13 protein-coding genes and 1 pseudogene are annotated in these 18,573 nt (G+C 63.4%); 11 read left to right on the forward strand and 3 right to left on the reverse strand.

Going from position 1 to position 18,573, the window contains the following annotated elements; genetic code table 11:
* Window positions 1-283 precede the first annotated feature (283 nt).
* The 3 genes from V8Z78_RS19160 to V8Z78_RS19170 all read left to right on the forward strand — a co-directional run bounded on the left by V8Z78_RS19160 (window position 284) and on the right by V8Z78_RS19170 (window position 3,734).
* The gene (locus tag V8Z78_RS19160; protein WP_349731909.1) at window positions 284-1,603 is read left to right on the forward strand and encodes an MFS transporter; all 1,320 of its coding nucleotides are present in this window, start codon (window positions 284-286) and stop codon (window positions 1,601-1,603) included.
* A gap of 74 nt (window positions 1,604-1,677) precedes the next feature.
* Complete coding sequence (locus V8Z78_RS19165; RefSeq protein WP_179626871.1) at window positions 1,678-2,355, forward strand: DUF2848 domain-containing protein; 678 nt, start codon at window positions 1,678-1,680, stop codon at window positions 2,353-2,355.
* A 14-nt stretch (window positions 2,356-2,369) separates the two neighbouring features.
* The gene (locus V8Z78_RS19170; RefSeq protein WP_349731910.1) at window positions 2,370-3,734 is read left to right on the forward strand and encodes an amidase; all 1,365 of its coding nucleotides are present in this window, start codon (window positions 2,370-2,372) and stop codon (window positions 3,732-3,734) included.
* A gap of 160 nt (window positions 3,735-3,894) precedes the next feature.
* Here the strand turns inward: V8Z78_RS19170 and V8Z78_RS19175 are convergent, their stop codons facing one another.
* Entirely contained in the window at window positions 3,895-4,836 is a 942-nt protein-coding gene (locus V8Z78_RS19175; protein WP_349731911.1) for a LysR family transcriptional regulator, read from the reverse strand.
* Window positions 4,837-4,992: 156 nt separating this feature from the next.
* Between V8Z78_RS19175 and cysK the strand changes: the two genes are divergently transcribed.
* From cysK to V8Z78_RS19205, 6 genes and pseudogenes are all read left to right on the forward strand, one after another.
* Window positions 4,993-5,913 (forward strand): cysteine synthase A, encoded by a 921-nt coding sequence (gene cysK, locus V8Z78_RS19180; protein ID WP_012839856.1) that lies wholly within the window; start codon window positions 4,993-4,995, stop codon window positions 5,911-5,913.
* 249 nt (window positions 5,914-6,162) lie between these two features.
* Window positions 6,163-8,007 (forward strand): ABC transporter ATP-binding protein, encoded by a 1,845-nt coding sequence (locus V8Z78_RS19185; RefSeq protein WP_349731912.1) that lies wholly within the window; start codon window positions 6,163-6,165, stop codon window positions 8,005-8,007.
* 824 nt (window positions 8,008-8,831) lie between these two features.
* Window positions 8,832-9,900: pseudogene (locus tag V8Z78_RS19190) on the forward strand (efflux RND transporter periplasmic adaptor subunit).
* Entirely contained in the window at window positions 9,900-12,998 is a 3,099-nt protein-coding gene (locus tag V8Z78_RS19195) for an efflux RND transporter permease subunit (protein WP_349731913.1), read from the forward strand. The pseudogene V8Z78_RS19190 and the gene V8Z78_RS19195 overlap by 1 nt, the downstream one beginning before the upstream one ends.
* 65 nt (window positions 12,999-13,063) lie before the next feature.
* Complete coding sequence (locus V8Z78_RS19200; protein WP_046460574.1) at window positions 13,064-14,308, forward strand: TolC family protein; 1,245 nt, start codon at window positions 13,064-13,066, stop codon at window positions 14,306-14,308.
* Between the two features lie 215 nt (window positions 14,309-14,523).
* Window positions 14,524-15,765, forward strand: a complete 1,242-nt coding sequence (locus V8Z78_RS19205; protein WP_046460573.1) for a helix-turn-helix transcriptional regulator — start codon at window positions 14,524-14,526, stop codon at window positions 15,763-15,765.
* Window positions 15,766-15,843: 78 nt separating this feature from the next.
* Here V8Z78_RS19205 and V8Z78_RS19210 read toward each other — a convergent pair whose 3' ends face one another.
* Complete coding sequence (locus V8Z78_RS19210) at window positions 15,844-16,788, reverse strand: LysR family transcriptional regulator (protein ID WP_046460572.1); 945 nt, start codon at window positions 16,786-16,788, stop codon at window positions 15,844-15,846.
* A 15-nt stretch (window positions 16,789-16,803) separates the two neighbouring features.
* A complete protein-coding gene (locus V8Z78_RS19215; protein ID WP_280040327.1) occupies window positions 16,804-17,778 on the reverse strand; it encodes a quinone oxidoreductase family protein in 975 nt (324 codons plus the stop codon).
* A 241-nt stretch (window positions 17,779-18,019) separates the two neighbouring features.
* On the opposite strand from V8Z78_RS19215, the gene V8Z78_RS19220 reads away from it, so the two are divergent.
* Entirely contained in the window at window positions 18,020-18,286 is a 267-nt protein-coding gene (locus V8Z78_RS19220) for a DUF2164 domain-containing protein (protein ID WP_003068137.1), read from the forward strand.
* Window position 18,287: 1 nt separating this feature from the next.
* On the forward strand, window positions 18,288-18,566 hold the full coding sequence (locus V8Z78_RS19225; RefSeq protein WP_057093566.1) for a hypothetical protein: 279 nt from the start codon (window positions 18,288-18,290) through the stop codon (window positions 18,564-18,566).
* Window positions 18,567-18,573 lie beyond the last annotated feature (7 nt).

Raw genomic sequence — 18,573 nt, forward strand, 5'->3', positions numbered from 1 at the left:
AGCGGACGGCAGCGCGATCGGGTACGCATGACCCCTAGGGTTTCCCCGTGCTTTATCGGTGCACGCCTGCCTCATGCCGGTGCACAGCCCGCACCACCTCTGCTCATAAGAATTTGCATTCAGGGCCGCTCAGAATTTCTTGTTGGACAGCCCCTCGCTGCCTTTCGATACTGCCGCCACAGGAACACCGGCCCGCGCCGCATTCCACTGTTCCAAGACACACAGGAGCGCCAGCAAAAGCGCCCCATGTGCCCGCTGCACTTTCGCATACAGGAGACTCCCCATGAGCAGCCCGGCTTCCGCCACCCACCCTCTTGCCGGCCATGCCGGTGCGCACGCGCACCCCGACATGGACGCCACCTACCGCAAGATCACCTGGCGCCTGATCCCCTTTCTGGTCTTTCTCTTTGTCCTGGCCTGGATAGACCGCGTCAACGTCGGCTTCGCCAAGCTGCAGATGCTGCAGGACCTGCAGTTCAGCGAGGCCGTCTACGGCCTGGGCGCCGGCATCTTCTTCATCGGCTACTTCCTGTTCGAAGTGCCCAGCAACCTGCTGCTGGAGAGGATCGGCGCACGCAAGACGCTGGCGCGCATCACCATCCTCTGGGGCGCGGCCTCCATGGCCATGGCCTATGTGACCACGCCCACCATGTTCTATGTACTGCGCTTCATCCTGGGCGTGGTCGAGGCGGGCTTCTTTCCCGGCGTGGTGCTGTATCTGACCTACTGGTTCCCGGCCCGCCACCGCGCGCGCATCAACGGCTTGTTCATGACCTCGTTCGCCATCGCCGGCGCCGTGGGCGGCCCGATCGCGGGCGCCATCATGAACGGCATGCAGGACGTGGGCCATCTGACCAACTGGCAATGGCTATTCATCCTTGAAGGCATCCCCTCGGTGATCGCCGGCTTCTTCGTGCTGGCCTGGCTGCCCGAGAAGCCCGAGAACGCCAAGTGGCTGAGCGCCGCCGAGCAGCGCGCCGTCAGCGCCGCCGTGGCCCAGGAGAGCCAGCAAGGCCACAAGCAGCATTCCTTCGCCGACGCCTGCCGCAACTACCGTGTCTGGCTGTGTGCCGCCGTGTACTTCTGCATCGTCAGCGGCAACGCCACGATCGCCTTCTGGTCACCGTCCATCATCAAGGAGATCGGCATCCAGAACAATCTGCAGATCGGCCTGATCTCGGCCATTCCCTTCCTGGCCGGCACGCTGGCCATGGTCTGGAACGGCATGCATTCGGACAAGACCGGCGAGCGCCGCATGCACAGCGCCATCCCCGCGCTCATCGCCGCCACAGGCCTGATCCTGACCGGCATGTTCCTGCACGACGCCGTGCTGGCCCTGTGCGCGCTGACGCTGGCCTCCGTCGGCATCCTCGCTGCCTTCCCCGTGTTCTGGTCCATTCCCTCGGCCTTTCTGGCCGGCACGGCGGCCGCTGGCGGCATCGCCCTCATCAACTCCATCGGCAACCTGGCCGGCTTTGTGGCGCCCTACATGATCGGCGCGCTCAAGACCAGCACCGGCTCGCTGTCCTCGGGGCTGTACTTCGTGGCCGCGCTGGAGTTCCTCGCCGCCTTCCTGGTCGTGCTCTTCGTCAAGAAGCAGTGACCGCCTGACGCTGCCTGCGTAGCGCCGCTTTGCGGGGCCCACGGCCCCGCCTTCCCCTTTTTGAGCTTTTCGCCATGCAACTGCAATTCACCACCCCCGAAGGCCAGACCCTGGCCCCTATCTTCGACACCCTGATCGTCGCCGGCTGGGCCGGACGCGACCATGCGGCCATCGAGCACCACATCGAGGAGCTGGCCGCGCTCGGCATTCCGCGCCCCAGCGCCGTGCCGCTGTACTACCGCATCGCCAGCAACCAGCTGAGCCAGAGCAGCACGCTGCAGGTGCTGGGCCCGAACTCCTCGGGCGAGGCCGAGGTCTTCGTCTTCAGCCACGGCGGCGAGATGTTCGTGAGCCTGGCCTCGGACCACACCGACCGCAAGCTCGAGGCCTATAGCGTGGCCTTCTCCAAGCAGGCCTGCATCAAGCCCGTGGCCACCCAGGCCTGGCGCTTTGCCGATGTGGCCGGCCACTGGGACGAGCTGATCCTGCGCTCGTGGATCGTGGAGGACGGCTGCGAAGTGCTGTACCAGGAAGACACGCTGGCCAGCCTGCGCACGCCCCAGGACCTGATCGCGGGCTACACCGGCGGCCAGAGCCAACTGCCCGAAGGCAGCGGCATGACCTGCGGCACCATGGCGGCCATCGGCGGCATACGCCCTGCCACGCAGTTCGCCATGGAGCTGTACGACCCGCGCAGCCAGCGCAGCATCCGCCACCGCTACCTCAGCGAGCTGCTGGACATCGTCGCCTGAACACGGAGCTACCCATGACTTCAGTCTCTCCCCGCCTGGACCAGGTCTCCGAGCGCCTGGCCCAAGGCCAGACCAGCGCTGTGCAACTGGCTGAGCAGGCCCTGGAGCGCGCCACGCAAGGCGAAGGCCCGCGCGTGTTCACCCGCGTGCTGCGCGAGCAGGCTCTGGCCGAAGCCCGCGCCAGCGATGCGCTGCGCGCGGCCGGCCTGGCGCGCTCGCCCCTGGAAGGCCTGCCCATCTCGGTCAAGGATCTGTTCGACATTGCCGGCCACCCCACGCTGGGCGGCTCCAGGCTGCTGGCCGATGCCGCACCCGCCACGCAAACGGCCGAAGTCGTGCAGCGTCTGCGCCGCGCGGGCGCGGTCATCGTGGGCACGACCAATATGACCGAGTTCGCCTACTCGGGCCTGGGGCTGAATCCGCACTACGGCACGCCGCGCAATCCCTGGCAGCGTGATATCGACGGCGGCCGCATTCCCGGCGGATCGTCCTCGGGCGCGGCCATCTCGGTGACCGACGGCATGGCGCTGGCCGCCATCGGCTCGGACACCGGCGGCTCGGTGCGCATTCCTTCGGCGCTGTGTGGCCTGACCGGCTTCAAGCCCACGGCGCGGCGCGTTTCCATGCAGGGCGTGCTGCCGCTGTCTGCCAACCTGGACTCCATAGGCCCGCTGGCGCCCAGCGTGCGCTGCTGCGCCGCGCTGGACGCGGTGCTGTCGGGCCAATCGCATGGCGAACTGCGCGCGGCCTCGCTGCAGGGACTGCGCCTGCTGGCGCCCACGAATGTGGTGCTGGACGGCATGGACAGCGCCGTGGCCGCGGCCTGGCAGCGCGCGCTGTCGCTGCTGTATGCGGCCGGCGTGCAGATCACCGAGGCCGTGGTGCCGCCCTTCTCCGAGCTTGCGCAGATCAATGCCAAGGGTGGCTTCACGGCCGCCGAGGCCTGGGCCTGGCACCGCAGCCATATCGACGGCGCCGGCCGCCTGGCCGAATACGATCCGCGCGTGGGCACGCGCATTCTGCGCGGCAAGGACATCAGCGCGGCCGACTATATCGAGCTGCTGGCGCGCCGCCAGCAGTGGATTGCCCGAGTGGAGGCGCAGATGGCCGATCACGACCTGATGCTCATGCCCACGGTGCCCGTGATCGCGCCCAAGATTGCCGAGCTGCAGGCCAGCGACGAAGCCTATTTTGCGGCCAACGGGCTGATGCTGCGCAATCCCACGCTGATCAACTTCCTCGACGGCTGCGCGGTCTCCCTGCCCTGCCACCGCGCGGGCGAAGCGCCCGTAGGCCTGAGCCTGGCCGGCCTGGCTGGTCAGGACCAGCGCCTGTTGTCGGTGGCTCTGGCCGTCGAGGCTTTGCTCGCCCAAGCCTGATTGCTGAGAAAAAAACAGGAGCTGCCAGCGCTTGACTGCAATCGATTTCAGACAGGAAACACTCTGAAATAGATAGGTATCAGGCGCTGGCAGCTCCTTTTTTATTCAGTACTGAGGCACACCCCAATGCACGGCAGGCATTGGCGCCTGCTCCTGCGCTTTATGCACCCCCCGCCAGACGGGGGCCGGGCAGCCGCGCCACGGCCTGGCCGTGGTTCAGCGCAAAGGCCGTGGCCACCTCTTCGGCGGCGCGCACCACGGTTTCGGCCAGCGGGTTCTGGTGATCGTTGCGCCAGCAGGCCACCAGCGGCAGCGAAGGAAACTCGCGATCCACGCGCAGCAGGCGCAGGCGCTGCTCGGCCAGCTCGCGCTGGATGATGGCCGGCGGCACGGCCGCCACGCCTAGGCCGTCGCAGACCACGCGGATCATGGTCGCCACAGAAGCAATGCAGTTCATGTGCGGCGAGGCGCTGCCTTCGGCGCTGAACAGTTGCTCGATCACCGCATACGGCTCCGAGCCGCGCGCAAAGCTCATGATGGGAAAAGCCGCCAGCTCGGCCAGGCTCAGGGTCTCGTCGCCTATGCCCAGCTTGGGGCTGCCCACCCAGGCCATGGCGAACTCGCCCAGCGACAGATTGGCGATGGCGCCGCCGGAGACGGGCTTGGCTTGCAGCGAGACATCGAGCTGGCCCTTGAGCAGCTGCTCCGACATATGGATGGTGGTGTCGCAGGCGATCTCCACCTGCAGGCGCGGATAGCGCTGCTGCAGCAGCGCGAGAAAGTCGGGGAACCAGCTGTGCACGATGGATTCGATGGCGCCGATGCGGATCACGCCCGCATAGGCCTGCTTGTCCAGCATGTCCTCGCGCATCTCGCGCATCAGCCTGAGCATGCGCTCGGCATGCACCAGGGCCTTGGCGCCGTCGGCCGTGAGCGTGACCTCGCGCACGCCGCGATCGAACAGGCGCACGCCGAACTCCTGCTCCAGCGTGGCAATGCGGCTGGAGACGGCAGCCTGTGTGGTGAACAGCCGCTCGGCCGTCATGCGGAAGTTGCGCAGCTCGGCCAGCAGCACAAAGGTTTCCAGAAACCGTAGATTCATGGGTCGATGTTAATCATCGACCGCGGCCTTGCCCACTTTTCGGGTCATATCGATATAGCCCATTCGCAGAACGCTTGCGTGCACAATGCTCTGTGTCTGCGCAGACAACCTGCGCTGCGATCCACTGTCCCACCATCCCTTATTCGCGGAGGTCCGATGAGAGCTGACAACATTCTGCAAACGATTGGCGACACGCCCGTCATTCACATCAACCGTCTGTTCGGCAGCAATACCAACGTCTGGATCAAGTCCGAGCGCAGCAACCCGGGCGGCTCCATCAAGGATCGTATTGCCCTGTCCATGGTGGAGGACGCCGAGAAATCCGGCGCGCTCAAACCCGGTGGCGTCATCATCGAGCCCACCAGCGGCAACACCGGCGTGGGCCTGGCCCTGGTCGCGGCCGTCAAGGGCTACAAGCTGATCCTGGTCATGCCCGAGAGCATGAGCATCGAACGCCGCCGCCTGATGCTGGCCTATGGCGCATCGTTCGATCTGACGCCCAAGGAAAAAGGCATGAAGGGCGCCATCGCCCGCGCCCAGGAACTGGCCGCCCAGACGCCCGGCGCCTGGATTCCCCAGCAGTTCGAGAACCCCGCCAACGTGGCCGTGCATGAGGCCACCACGGCCCAGGAAATCCTGCGCGACTTCCCCGACGGCATCGACGCCTTCATCACCGGCGTGGGCACGGGCGGCCACCTGTCCGGCGTGGCCAAGGTGCTCAAGGCCAAGTTCCCCAACCTCAAGGTCTATGCGGTGGAGCCCGCGGCATCGCCCGTAATCTCCGGCGGTCAGCCCGCGCCCCACCCGATCCAGGGTATCGGCGCCGGCTTTGTGCCCAAGAATCTTGACGTCAGCCTGCTCGACGGCGTGATTCAGGTGGAGGCCGAGCCCGCACGCGAATACGCGCGCCGCGCCGCTCGCGAGGAAGGCCTGCTGGTCGGCATCTCCTCGGGCGCCACACTGGCCGCCATTGCCCAGAAGCTGCCCGAGCTGCCACCCAGCGCCAGGGTGCTGGGCTTTGCCTACGACACGGGCGAGCGCTATCTGTCGGTGGAAGGCTTTCTGCCCAACGCCTGATCGCGCCGCGCGCTTTGCTGCCACGCCGCACAAGATGCGGCGTTTTTTTTTCGCCGCGCAAGCCGCCGCAACAGCCCGCTATATAGCCCGCTACAACTCGCTATAGCCCGAGCGCGCCATGCATTCATCAGGCCCGCACCAATGGCCCATGGGACAAGCGGTCATCCCGTACGCTTGACACCAATCCAGGGCACTCCCCTACCATGGAGACAAGATATGCCACAAGCATGAACCGGGAGAATTTCCATCTTGTTCCGATTTTTTGAAAAACAGGTTCCACCTTATCCTGCACAGGAGCCCAAGGTCCCGCCCAAAGGTTTTTTTGCCTTTGTCTGGGCCTGTACCCAGGGCATGCGCGGCTGGATTGGTCTGATGACCCTCACCTCGGCACTGCTGGCCGCCTACGAAGCAGTGCTGTTCGCCATCATGGGCCGCGTGGTGGATTGGCTTGGCACGGTCTCGCCCGCCAACTTCTGGGCCGAACAACAGGCCACGGTGCTGGGCATCGCCGCCATCCTGCTGGGCAGCGTGGTGCTGCTGGCCCTGCACACCACCGTCATGCACCAGGTGCTGGCCATCAACTTTCCCATGCGGCTGCGCTGGGTGTTTCACAAGCTGATGCTGGGCCAGAGCATGTCTTTCTATGCGGACGAATTTGCCGGCCGCATCACCACCAAGATCATGCAGACCGCGCTGTCGGTGCGAGAAGTGGTGTTCATGGTGGTGGATGTGTTTGTGGGCGTGGGCGTCTACATGATCGGCATTCTGATTCTGGCCGCCAGCTTCGAGTGGCGGCTGATGATTCCGTTTGCACTGTGGTTCGTCGCCTATGCCGGCGCCTGCTTCTACTTTGTGCCGCGCCTGGGCCAGATCGGCAAGGAGCAGGCCGATGCGCGCTCCATGATGACGGGCCGCGTCACCGATGCCTATACCAATATCGCCACCGTCAAGCTGTTCGCCCACACGCGCCGCGAAGCCGAATATGCGCGCAATGCCATGGAAGCCTTCAAGGCCACGGGCTATGCGCAGATGCGTCTGGTCAGCCTGTTCGAGATCACCAACCACCTGATGATTGCCCTGCTGCTGCTGGCCAGCGGCGGCACGGCGCTGTATCTGTGGACGCAGGCTCAGGCATCTGCGGGCGTGGTGGCTGCCGTGATTGCCATGGCGCTGCGGCTGATGGGTTACTCGCACTGGGTGATGTGGCAGATGACGGGCCTGTTCGAGAACGTGGGCACCATCCAGGACGGCATCACCACGCTGACCAAGCCGCGCACCATCGTCGATGCACCCGACGCCAAGCCGCTGCAGGTCACGCGAGGAGCGATTGCCTTCGAGGATGTGAGCTTTGGCTACAAGGCTGGCGGCAAAAAGGTGCTGGACCACCTGAACCTGCACATCCGTCCCGGCGAGCGCATCGGCCTGATCGGCCGTTCGGGCGCGGGCAAGTCCACGCTGGTCAATCTGCTGCTGCGCTTTCACGAGCCACAAAGCGGGCGCATCACCATCGACGGCCAGGACATCCGCAGCGTGACGCAGGACAGCCTGCGTAGCGCCATCGGCATGGTGACGCAGGACACCTCGCTGCTGCACCGCTCCATGCGCGACAACATCCTCTATGGCCGCCCCGACGCCAGCGAAGCCGAGATGCAGGCCGCGGCCGACAAGGCCGAGGCCTCGGACTTCATCGCCACACTGACCGACCTCAAGGGCCGCAGCGGCTATGACGCCCAGGTGGGCGAGCGCGGCATCAAGCTCTCGGGCGGCCAGCGCCAGCGCGTGGCGATTGCGCGCGTAATGCTCAAGGACGCTCCGATTTTGCTGCTCGACGAAGCCACCAGCGCGCTGGACAGCGAGGTGGAGGCCGCCATCCAGGAAAGCCTGGACTCGCTGATGGACGGCAAGACCGTGATCGCCATTGCCCACCGCCTGTCCACCATCGCCGCCATGGATCGCCTGATCGTCATGAACGAAGGCCATATCGTGGAAGAAGGCACGCACCAGCAACTGCTGCAGCGCGGCGGCATCTACGCCAAGCTCTGGGCGCACCAGAGCGGCGGCTTCCTGGCCGACCAGGACGAAGCCGTGCAATAAGCCGGCCCAGCCGGCATGACTTGCAGCGCTGGATATGCGGCTCATCAGGCTCTTTCTTGAGGGCACCAGCAATTCGAAGGGGAGCTTGGCTCCCCTTTTTTGGCTGCGCTGCAGCAGCCATGCAATGCCCGGCACGGCGCCATGCACTCGAGCCATATCCATCGCTGTAGACGCTGCTGCGGATAGCCGCCCAGCAGCGGCCAGCCGAACGGCCGGGCGTCTTGTCGGCGGAATGTCTAATCCTGATCAATAGATTGCGCTGTTGCACCGAAAGTCGCAGCGCTACAATCGATCGTATGTCGCGTGCCATCCAGAGACTTTCTCTTCGGAGCGCATTGCTGCTGCTGATCATGGCGGCGCAACTGCTGATACCGCTGCTGCACGGCCACTTCGGGACTCCGAATCAATCTGGCCTGCATGTGCACACGACACCTTCCAGAATTGCTGATTCTCATTTCCATCTGTTCACTGGACACGACTCTCTCAGTGACCACGATGTCCATCAAGCTCAATCCGAGCCTTTTGAAGTTGACGTGCAGAACGCACTGCAACCACTAGATCTGCTCCCTGTCCCGTTGTTGGCCGTTATTGGCCTTACTCTGCTGACTTGGGGTTTGCGTGCCTCGCTCATGCGTTGCACTGCTGCAAGGCCCACACCGCCCCCCGAGCCGGCGCACAGGCTTTCACGCTGGCAAGGTCGCGTCATACGACCATCCCCGGCCCAAGCTCCGCCTCAGTTTTCCTGACCCCCCAAGCCTTTCACAGGCTTGCCAGCATCCATGCAGACGCATGGATGCATGTCTTTTCTTTTTCCGGAGTCAGGAATGTTCTTCCACCAATGGCTGTTGGCCGGCGCACTTGCGCTGCCAGTCGCAGGCATGGCCGCCGAGGCCGTGTCTCTATCCCCTGAGCAGGCGCGTACCTTGGGCGTGCGCTTCCAATCCATCCAGAGTTCTGACGAGCTCAATATTTCGGCTCATGCGCGTGTGGTTCTGAAACCCGATGCTCAGGTCGTTGTGGCTGCGCCTTATGCGGGGGGGGCTGCCACGTGTGCTGGTCGCTGTAGGCCAGTCCGTGCGAGCGGGTCAGCCCGTGGTGACTTTCACCAGCCCTCAGCTCTATGAAGCGCGTCGCGCAGTGGCGGAAGCCGAGTCACAGTCGCGGCTGGCACAGCAATCCCTGACGCGAGACCGATTGCTCCATGAAGACGGCATCATCGCTGCCAGTCGATGGCAGTCAACACAGGCACGCGCCACAGAAGCTGCGGCCATGGCCCAAGCCCGACGCGCCGAGCTGGCTTCCAGTGGTGTGAAGCTGGCTGGGAATGAGGCGCAGTTGCTGGCAACGCGTGCAGGCATTGTGACTGAAGTAATGGTCCAACCAGGCGCGCGTGTTGATGCATCAGCACCCTTGGTGAGAGTGGCTGATCCCAAGGCGTTGGAGCTTGATTTGCTACTGGGTCGAGAGGTTCCGCTGCCCGCCGTAGGTGACAGTGTGCAGGTCATCACTCGCGGCGCCGCAGGCCGTGTCGAGGGTATTGCACCAGTTGGTGACGGTAGCGCAGGGATGCGTGTGCGTGTTGCGCTAATCAAGAGCGGGGATCTGCGCTTGGGAGAAAGTGTTACAGCCATATTGACGTTGAAAGATTCAGACACGGAAAAGGCGCAGTCGAAAGCAGGAAACCGTCTGCGCATCTCAGCCTCAGCACTGGTGTACTGGCAAGGCCAGACCGGTGTGTTCATTCGCACGGGCAAGAGCGTGCGCTTCGTCCCCTTGTCGGTGGACACCAGAGACGAAGCTACAGCCGTGGTGCGCGGAGTGCTTCCAGCAAATGCGGAGATTGCGATCGCAGGTATCGCTGCGCTCAAGAACCTGCTGTCCGGAGGTCAGTGATGCTGGCTAGGCTGATCGATTTTTCGCTACGTCAGCGGGCTCTGGTGCTACTCGCGGCCCTGGCCCTGGCACTGGCCGGCGCCTGGGCCTATGTGCATCTACCCATAGATGCGTTCCCCGACATCTCACCAACCCAGGTCAAAGTGATCCTGAAGGTGGCCGGCATGACGCCTGAAGAAGTGGAGCAGCGCGTCTCCACACCGGTAGAGCAGGAGCTACTGGGTCTGCCGCACAAGACCATCGTGCGTTCCGTTTCCAAGTACGGCATCAGCGACGTGACCGTGGACTTCTCGGAAGGCACGGACGTTTACTGGGCTCGCCAGCAGGTTTCCGAAAGGCTGACCGGCATACAGCGCGACCTGCCTGCTACCGCAGAAGGTGGGCTGGCCCCCATCACCACGCCGTTGGGCGAGATGTTCATGTTTACGGTTGATGGCGAGAGCTACTCTCTGGCCGAACGCCGACGTGTGCTGGACTGGGTGATACGGCCAGCCTTGCGCACTGTCGCCGGCGTTGCCGACGTGAATGCCCTGGGTGGCGTGGTACGGGGCTACGAGGTGATTCCCGATCCTGCGAGGCTGCGCGCGCGTGGCGTGACCTTGGATCAGTTGCGTCAGGCACTCGATGCCAACAATCGCAACGATGGAGCAGGCCGGCTGGACCGAGGTGAGGAGCATTGGGTGGTGCGCGTGGAAGGTGGCGTGCGCGGGCTCGACGATTTGCGGGCCGTCGTGATCGTTCCGGCCAGAAACGGACAGGCCGCAGCCACGGTAGGTGATGTGGCCACGGTACGCCTGGGCGAGGCCACTCGCAACGGCGCCGTGAGTCGTGATGGCCAGGGCGAGGCCGTCCAGGGACTGGTGCTGGGACTGCGCGGCGTGGATGCTCGTAGTCTGGTCGATGCAGTGCAGGCCAGACTCGACGAACTGGAACCGCGCCTGCCCAAAGGGATGAGCATCCAGGTGTTCTATAACCGGGGCGAACTGGTTTCGCGTGCCGCCGGCACCGTAGTGCGCGCATTGGTCGAAGCCAGTGTGCTTGTAGTCGTCATCCTTTATCTGTTCCTTGGCGGCGTGCGCGCTGCATTGGTAGTGGCGGCCACACTCCCTCTGTCCATGCTGGCCACATTCCTGCTCATGCGCTACGTGGGCTTGACGGCCAATCTGATGAGCCTGGGTGGTCTGGCCATCGCTTTGGGCATGTTGGTGGATGCCTCGGTGGTGGTGGTGGAGAACATCGAGACAGCACTGGCGCACAGTCAAGAAGATGCGTCTTCGGCAAAGTCCGTGGACCGTTTCGGCCTGATCCGGGATGCCGTATCGGCAGTGTCTGCTCCCATGCTGGCAGGCGTTTCCATCATCGCCATTGTGTTCCTGCCGCTGCTGACGCTGCAAGGCCTGGAAGGCAAGCTGTTCGCGCCAGTCGCCCTGACCATCGTTCTGGCCCTAAGCGCTTCTGTACTCATTGCATTTACTGTCGTTCCGGCGCTGGCTTCACTGCTGCTGCGCTCGCACGCCAGCGATGCGCCCTGGCTGATGCGAAAGCTGTCCGGCGGCTTTGCCTGGCTACAGGCCTGGAGCCTGGCGCACCGGCGCACGGTGTTTGGCATCGCACTGGCGACGCTGGCCGGCGCGGCAGCCCTGTATCTGTCAGTGGGAAAGACCTTTATGCCAACCATGGACGAAGGCGATCTCATCGTGCAGCTGCAAAAATCTCCGTCAATTTCACTGACTGCATCGCTGGATATGGATCAGCGCGTGCAACAAGCCCTGCTCGAAGGCGTCCCGGAAATCCGCTCCATCGTGGCGCGCACGGGCTCGGACGATCTGGGGCTGGATCCCATGGGCCTCAACGAGACCGACACCTTTCTGGTGCTCAAGCCACGTGCTGAGTGGCGTGGCAGCAAGGAAGATATTGCAGATGCCATCCGCCGCGTGATGGAAGGCTTTCCGGGCCTGATCTACGGCTTTACGCAGCCCATCGAGATGCGCGTGTCCGAGATGCTGACCGGCTCGCGAGGCGACGTGGCCATCAAGATCTTCGGTACCGATCTGGCCAAGATCGATGCCGCGGCCCAGGCGATTGCTGCACGCATGCGCACCGTCTCCGGCGCCTCCGAAGTCATTGCCCCCAGCAACAGCGGCGTGCAATATCTGCAAGTCGTTCTCAATCGTGCTGCACTTGGCCAATCCGGCTTTTCCGGTGATGCCTTGCAGGCCCAGTTACGCGCATTGATTGAGGGCGATCGTATAGGCATCGTGCCCGAAGGCATGGTGCGTACGCCGCTACTGCTTCGTGGCGGAACGACACTGCGGCAATCACCCGAAGGCCTGGCAAGCCTTCTTGTGACCGCCCCCGACGGGACCACTTGGCCACTCACTTCGCTAGCGACACTTTCCCCTCAGGACGGACCGGTACGTATCGACCATGAGGACGGAGCGCGCTTCGCCGTGGTTCAGGTCAATGTCGAAGGACGCGATCTCGCAAGCTTCGTCAACGAGGCCCGGGCATCTGTGACTGCCGACCCCGCACTCAAGGATCTGCGCATTGTCTGGGGCGGCCAGTTCGAAAACCAGCAGCGCGCGGCTGCCCGCCTTGCGTTGGTCGTTCCTGTGGCGCTCTCGGCGATCTTCGTGTTGCTGGTTCTCACCTTCCGCTCAATGCGCCAGGCCTTGCTGGTCATTGCCAACATTCCGTTCGCACTAGTGGGAGGCATGGCCGCATTGCGCATAAGCGGCGAATACCTGTCGGTGCCCGCCTCTGTGGGCTTTATTGCACTGCTGGGCATTGCCGTGCTCAACGGCGTGGTGCTGGTTTCGCACTTCAACGCACTGCTGGTGTCGGGCATGGAGCTGACCCAGGCTGTACGTCAAGGCGTGCGCGACCGTCTGAGGCCTGTGCTTATGACGGCCTGCATCACGGCTCTGGGCATGGTGCCGCTGCTGCTGGCTACTGGCCCTGGCTCGGAAATGCAGCGTCCGTTGGCCGTTGTCGTGGCAGGGGGATTGATCAGTTCCACGGCTCTGACCTTGCTGTTGTTACCACTGCTGTTTGAGCGCTTTGGCGTAGCACGCAGTGCTAGGGAAGTACAAAAATGAAAGCTGCAAACGCTTTTTGCAATAGAGCACACGGTAGCTCCAAATCGTATTTTCTGAGTTTGCCTATGAAAAATCGTCTGCTTCATGCCTGTGCCGCAGTTCTACTTTTTACGAGTGCAGCCCAGGCTCAGAGCTACCTGCCTTCGGAGACGGCGGTGCGCATGGCGGTAGAACAGTCGCCTACTGTGCAAGCGGCCGACGCAGCACGAAGGGGTGCTCAGGCTCGAGCCGACGGTCTGCGCGTGGGCCCTCATGAAACGGTGGTCCGAGCTAGTGGTCAGCGCCGTTGGACCCATGATGGCTCCGGCCAGCGATTCACCGAAGGCCAGATTGCCATCGAGCGACCGCTACGACTCTGGGGCAAGGCAGCCGTCGACGCCGAGCTGGCCGAGACAACCCGGGCCACCGGCCTGCTGGCAGCGCAAGACGCCCGGCACGAGACTGCACGCCAATTGCTGGCCTTGTGGTTTTCGGTTCAGCGCTCTGCTCAAGCCCGGCAGGCGGCGCAGGGCAATGCCGATGCCGCCGCAGAGCTTGCAAGCATCACCGAGCGCCGTCTGCGCGCGGGCGATGCGGCCAGGCTTGAAGCCGAGCTGGCGGCCGCCGAACAGGCCCGCATGCAGGCTGCGCTGGCCGCAGCAGAGGCCGCACAGGCCTCGGCGCAGGCCGAGCTCTGCTCACGCTTTCCCGACCTCTGCCCTCTGGCCGGCATTTCAATCGACGCAAGCGCGCTGCCCGCACTCCCGAACGGATCGGAGGCTCAGCTGCGCTCGCGCTACATAGAGCACAGCCATGAGTATTTGCTGGCCCTGTCCGAGGAGACTCTTGCGCTGCACCAGGCCCGCCGCACGGATCTCGAACGCCGCCCAGACCTCACGATCGGTGTGTTTGCCAGCAGCGAGCGTGGTGGTGCCGAGCGCATTGCAGGCCTCAGCATCAGTCTGCCACTGGGCTCCGCCCACCGGGCTTCCCAGGCTGCGGCCGCGCTGGCCGATGCCGATGTGGCGCTGTCGCGTCGCCTGGCGGTAGCCAGACGCCTGGGGGCGGACTTCGATGTGCTCTGGAGTCAGCTGAATGGCAGGCGTGCTGCAGCCGCGGCGCAGGTCCGAGCGGCGACGCTTCAGCGCAGTGCGACCGACCGCACAATGCGCGCCTATCGTGCCGGCGAGTCCGGCTTGGCCGAGCTCCTGGCTGCGCGCCGTGTGCTTGCCGACGCAGTGCTGGCCGAGCGCATGGCACGTATGGACACGCTGGAGAGCGATAGTCGTCTGCGCCTGGACCTGCATGAGCTCTGGGACTTTGACGATTGATGTCTCGCCAAGCAGTGCGATGCCTCCGTGTGCCGGCACCTGCGGCTGCCGGTGCTGATCGGGCCAGGACCGAGAGTGTCGGCCCTGCCAATTCCTGCCGGCTCGTCCTGGCCAGCGCCGGAGCCAGGGACACTAATGACACCATGGATGAAGTCTTGCAAATCGAAGCCGAACAATCAGGCGCAGATAATGCGAGACAGCAAGAGGTCAACGCAATGAGCCCCACCTACGGCAAACTGAAACCCATGGATTACGCACAAGCCTCAATGACTTTTGCTCTCAAAGATGGCTCGATCTCCGGAGTTCAGAGCCCAGAGACAGCAGAGCTGATCAGTGCGGAGCGCTTCAGCGAATTCATCAATCACCTCTACGATGCGGCTTCTTTGCCGGAGGCCTGGGTTCCCTGCCTGGAGGTGATTCGCACGCATATGCGCAGCAATTTTGCAGTGCTGATCATCCGCCAGACCGAGGGAGACAATATCGGTTTGACGATCACCGCATCCGGAGGGCTTGAGGGCTTGCTTACGCACGACGTCTACAGCGAGCACAGTCCTTTCCTTGGCATGCCCAAGGAACAATTCAAGACCATTCCCGACCTGATGTCCGAAAGCGAATGGCGCAGCAGCGTCTATTACAAGGACTGGTGCCGTGTGCACAATATCTTCCATGTGATGGCTGCCGATATCGTGACCACCGATGGCAGTGTCTACGGCCTGCGGATCACGCGCCCCGAGTCGGAACCGGCCTTCAGCCAGCGGGATCTGGATCTGGGGCGCATGATCATGCCACACATCCGCCGTGCACTGAATATGCATCTGGCACTGCACCATGATCGCCAGGTCATGTCGCTGTACAGCACCGTCACGGCTCGCTTGATGGTGGGTGTCGTCATCCTGGACCAGAATGGCCAAGTGCTGGAAAGCAATCCTGCGGCCAAAGGCATTCTCGATGCTCAGGATGGACTCAGGATCTCCGGTGGCATGCTGGAGGCTGAATATGCCAGCGACAACCGAAAGCTCCAGCGACTGGTCAAGGATGCCTTGCTGTCCTCCCTGGCATCCGCGTCCGTCATGACCGAAGGCATCTCGATTGCCCGTCCTTCGGGTCAGCTCAACTGGGGGCTTGTGGTCCAAAGCATTTCCTCGGGTGACAACGCAGAGGCCAAGAGCCGTCCCTGCGTCGCGGTGTTCATGCGCAACACCGATGACAAGGCCGATCCGTCAGCGCACCTGGCCCAGCAGCTGTTTCAGCTCACGTCGGCGGAGACCGCGCTGGTGATCCAGCTGACCCACGGCCTGACGCTGGAGGAAGCAGCCAAAGCGCTGGGCATTCGCCTCAATACCGCAAGAGCTCACCTGCGCTCCATCTTCTCCAAGACCGGCGCCCGCCGTCAAAGCGAGCTGGTACGCTTTTTTCTCAATAGCGCTGCCTGGCTGGGAAGCAAGAGCGGCTCCTGATCCTCGCGCGGCAACCGAGTTCCAGGCCTTGGGCGACCTGTACTCATCGCCCTGAAGCAGCAGGGCAGGCAGGACTCCTCAGCGGTCTGAGGGCCGCCAGGGAGCCGCCGCGAAAGCCTCCGTCACCCATTGCTTGAACGCCTTCATGGCGCCCGTGTTGTACTGCCCCGAAGGTCGCAGCAAGTAGATGCCGCCGGCTTCCCCCAATGTCCATTGCGGCAGTATGCGGACCAGCTCTCCAGCATGGATGGAGGGCATGAGGTGCCAGTCACTGCCGGCGATGATGCCCACCCCTTTGATTGCCGCATGAAGCAAGGCTTCGTTGTCGTTGCTGAGGATGGAGCCGCTGACGCGCACTGATTCGGCAACACTGGCGACCTTCTTTCCTGCCGACTGAACCAGTCGCCATTGCGGAAAGTCCAGGAGGCCGGTGTAGCCCAGGCAGTTGTGACGGACGAGATCTGCAGGCCTGTCTGGCGCTTCATGGCGCTCAAGATAGCTGGATGATGCACACAGAAGGCGGTACTGATCGCATAGCCGCGTGGCAACCAGCCGGCTGTCCGCCAGATTGCCGATACGTATGGCGGCGTCAAAACGCTCTCCCACAATGTCCACGATGCGCTCGCTGTACTCCACTTCGAGCGCCACTTCCGGGTAGGCCAGGGAAAAATCCGCCAGCATGGGGCTGATCCACCGCCGCCCCATCGTCGCGGGCATGGACAAGCGCAGGCGCCCCCGTATTTCCTGCGCTCCCTGCGCTGCTTCCTGCTCTGCATCCCGAATCAGATGGGCAGCCTGGCGCAGCTTTTCGACAAGTCGCCAGCCTTCGTTGGTGAAATGCAGCTGGCGCGTGGTGCGCTCCACCAGGCGCACGCCCAGTCTTCGCTCGAGAGCCTGCATGCGCTTGGAGAGCACCGAAGGGTGACGCGCCAGCAATCGTCCCGCAGCGGCAAACGAACCCTGGTCTGCCAGTGCGACCAGCGTGGCGAGCTCATCCGTGTGCTGGCTGTCGAATGTCTCCATGGTGTCTGTAGCGATTCAGGGGGTGAGGATGATCGAGCCTTGCGAGCGTCCTTGCTCCAAGTCTGCATGCGCCAGGGCTGCGTCCTTGAGCGCGTAGCTTTTCCATATGCGAGGCGTGAGTATGCCGGCTGCGATGGCGTCAAGCACGTCCTGCGCACGGCTCTGATATTCCTCTATCGTTGCCGTATGCGCGGCCAGAGACGGACGGGTCAGAAACAGCGAGCCCTTGGCATTGAGCACGCCGACCTCAATGGCAGGCGGCAGGCCCGATGTGGCACCAAACGACACCATCAGCCCTCTGGGTCGCAGGCAGTCCAGCGAAGCGGAGAAGGTGTCTTTTCCGATGGGGTCGTAAACGACGTCCACCTTGTGCCCCTGCGTGGCCTGCATCACCTGGGATGGCAGCGACTGCGCCTCGAAGACAAAGACCTGGTCGCAGCCCGCCGCCTTGGCGCGCTCCACGCTGGCCGGCTTGGAAACGACGCCCAGTACCTGGGCTCCCAGGTGCCTTGCCCAGGCGCACATCAGCTGCCCCAGCGCCCCCGCAGCGCCATAGATCAGTACGCGGCTGCCCTGCTTCACCTGGCCCGTGGTCTTGAGCAGATACTGGGCCGTGATGCCCTTGAACAGGACCGACGCAGCAGCATCATCCGCGAGACTGTCCGGAAGCCGGATCAGACGATCAGCGGGGAACAAGCGCGCACTGGCATACGCGCCCAGCGGCCCGGTTGCGTAGCCGACACGGTCCCCCGACTTCAGGCCCGACACTCCCGAGCCCACGGCTGCCACTGTTCCCGCGCCCTCCAGACCCAGTCCCGAAGGCAATGCAATCGGGACCAGCCCTTTGCGCTGATTGACATCCAGAGGATTGACGCCGATGGCGGTCTGCTCGAGCAGAACTTCGCCCGGCCCCGGTGACGGCAGATCCAGCTCTTCGAGCTGCATCACTTCGGGCGCACCTGAGCTGTAGATTCGAATGGCGACAGCCATGGCTTTTCCTTGGGAATGATGAAGAAGACATCGTATTCATGCCATCTGCGTGCATCAACATGAGCTCATGCACATAATAAGTGCATGTGGTGCAGCAATCACCGCATGACGCTCCGTGCTTGGCCGAAGCCATGAAGCGGACTGCCACTGTCACACCGCCAGTTGCGAGACAAGGTAGTTAGTCAGCTGAAGAAGAATCCGACGCTTGAAGCGAAAGAAAATTTACAAGAAAGCTTGATCAATGAGCATAGAACTCCCCAAACACGCGCAGCAGCAGGCCATTGCCTCCATAGAACGCTATTTCCGCGAAAACATGGACGAACCCATAGGCAATATGCAATCCGGTGCCCTGCTGAATTTCTTTCTCGCGGAAATAGGCCCCAGCATCTACAACCGTGCCGTGGCCGATGTGCAGGAAAACCTGCAGGCCAGGCTGCAGGAGCTGGACTATGAAGTCGGCAAGGAAGAATTCAGCTACTGGACGGCCAAGCGCACAGGCAAGCGCTGAAATGACTCCAGCCAGACGCCTGCAGGCAGCTCTGCGGCCAGACCAGCCGGCACCAACTGCGGCGGCGTTGGAGAAACTGGCTCATGCCCTCAGGGATGAAGGCATGAGCCAGGCCGCGCTCTACCGCCTGTTCCAGGCCGAGCATGCGCGCTCGGACCTCGATGAACAGCGCCTGGAAGCTCTGGCCGGGATCATGGACCTGATCTGGGGTGGCGGCTGGGCCAAAGGCCATGCCTTGTTCGAGCAGGAGCTGTCGCAAGAACGGCTGGACAGCGAGTAAGACGGGG

The organism is Comamonas sp. wu1-DMT, from assembly GCF_040187805.1.
Taxonomy (GTDB): domain Bacteria; phylum Pseudomonadota; class Gammaproteobacteria; order Burkholderiales; family Burkholderiaceae_C; genus Comamonas; species Comamonas thiooxydans.

Coding starts and splice junctions, on each gene's coding strand:
- V8Z78_RS19220 (WP_003068137.1), top strand. CDS start 18,020: ATGAGCATAGAACTCCCCAAACACGCGCAGCAGCAGGCCATTGCCTCC.
- V8Z78_RS19205 (WP_046460573.1), top strand. CDS start 14,524: ATGAGCCCCACCTACGGCAAACTGAAACCCATGGATTACGCACAAGCC.
- V8Z78_RS19210 (WP_046460572.1), bottom strand. CDS start 16,788: ATGGAGACATTCGACAGCCAGCACACGGATGAGCTCGCCACGCTGGTC.
- V8Z78_RS19170 (WP_349731910.1), top strand. CDS start 2,370: ATGACTTCAGTCTCTCCCCGCCTGGACCAGGTCTCCGAGCGCCTGGCC.
- V8Z78_RS19175 (WP_349731911.1), bottom strand. CDS start 4,836: ATGAATCTACGGTTTCTGGAAACCTTTGTGCTGCTGGCCGAGCTGCGC.
- V8Z78_RS19165 (WP_179626871.1), top strand. CDS start 1,678: ATGCAACTGCAATTCACCACCCCCGAAGGCCAGACCCTGGCCCCTATC.
- V8Z78_RS19160 (WP_349731909.1), top strand. CDS start 284: ATGAGCAGCCCGGCTTCCGCCACCCACCCTCTTGCCGGCCATGCCGGT.
- V8Z78_RS19195 (WP_349731913.1), top strand. CDS start 9,900: ATGCTGGCTAGGCTGATCGATTTTTCGCTACGTCAGCGGGCTCTGGTG.
- V8Z78_RS19215 (WP_280040327.1), bottom strand. CDS start 17,778: ATGGCTGTCGCCATTCGAATCTACAGCTCAGGTGCGCCCGAAGTGATG.
- V8Z78_RS19200 (WP_046460574.1), top strand. CDS start 13,064: ATGAAAAATCGTCTGCTTCATGCCTGTGCCGCAGTTCTACTTTTTACG.
- V8Z78_RS19225 (WP_057093566.1), top strand. CDS start 18,288: ATGACTCCAGCCAGACGCCTGCAGGCAGCTCTGCGGCCAGACCAGCCG.
- cysK (WP_012839856.1), top strand. CDS start 4,993: ATGAGAGCTGACAACATTCTGCAAACGATTGGCGACACGCCCGTCATT.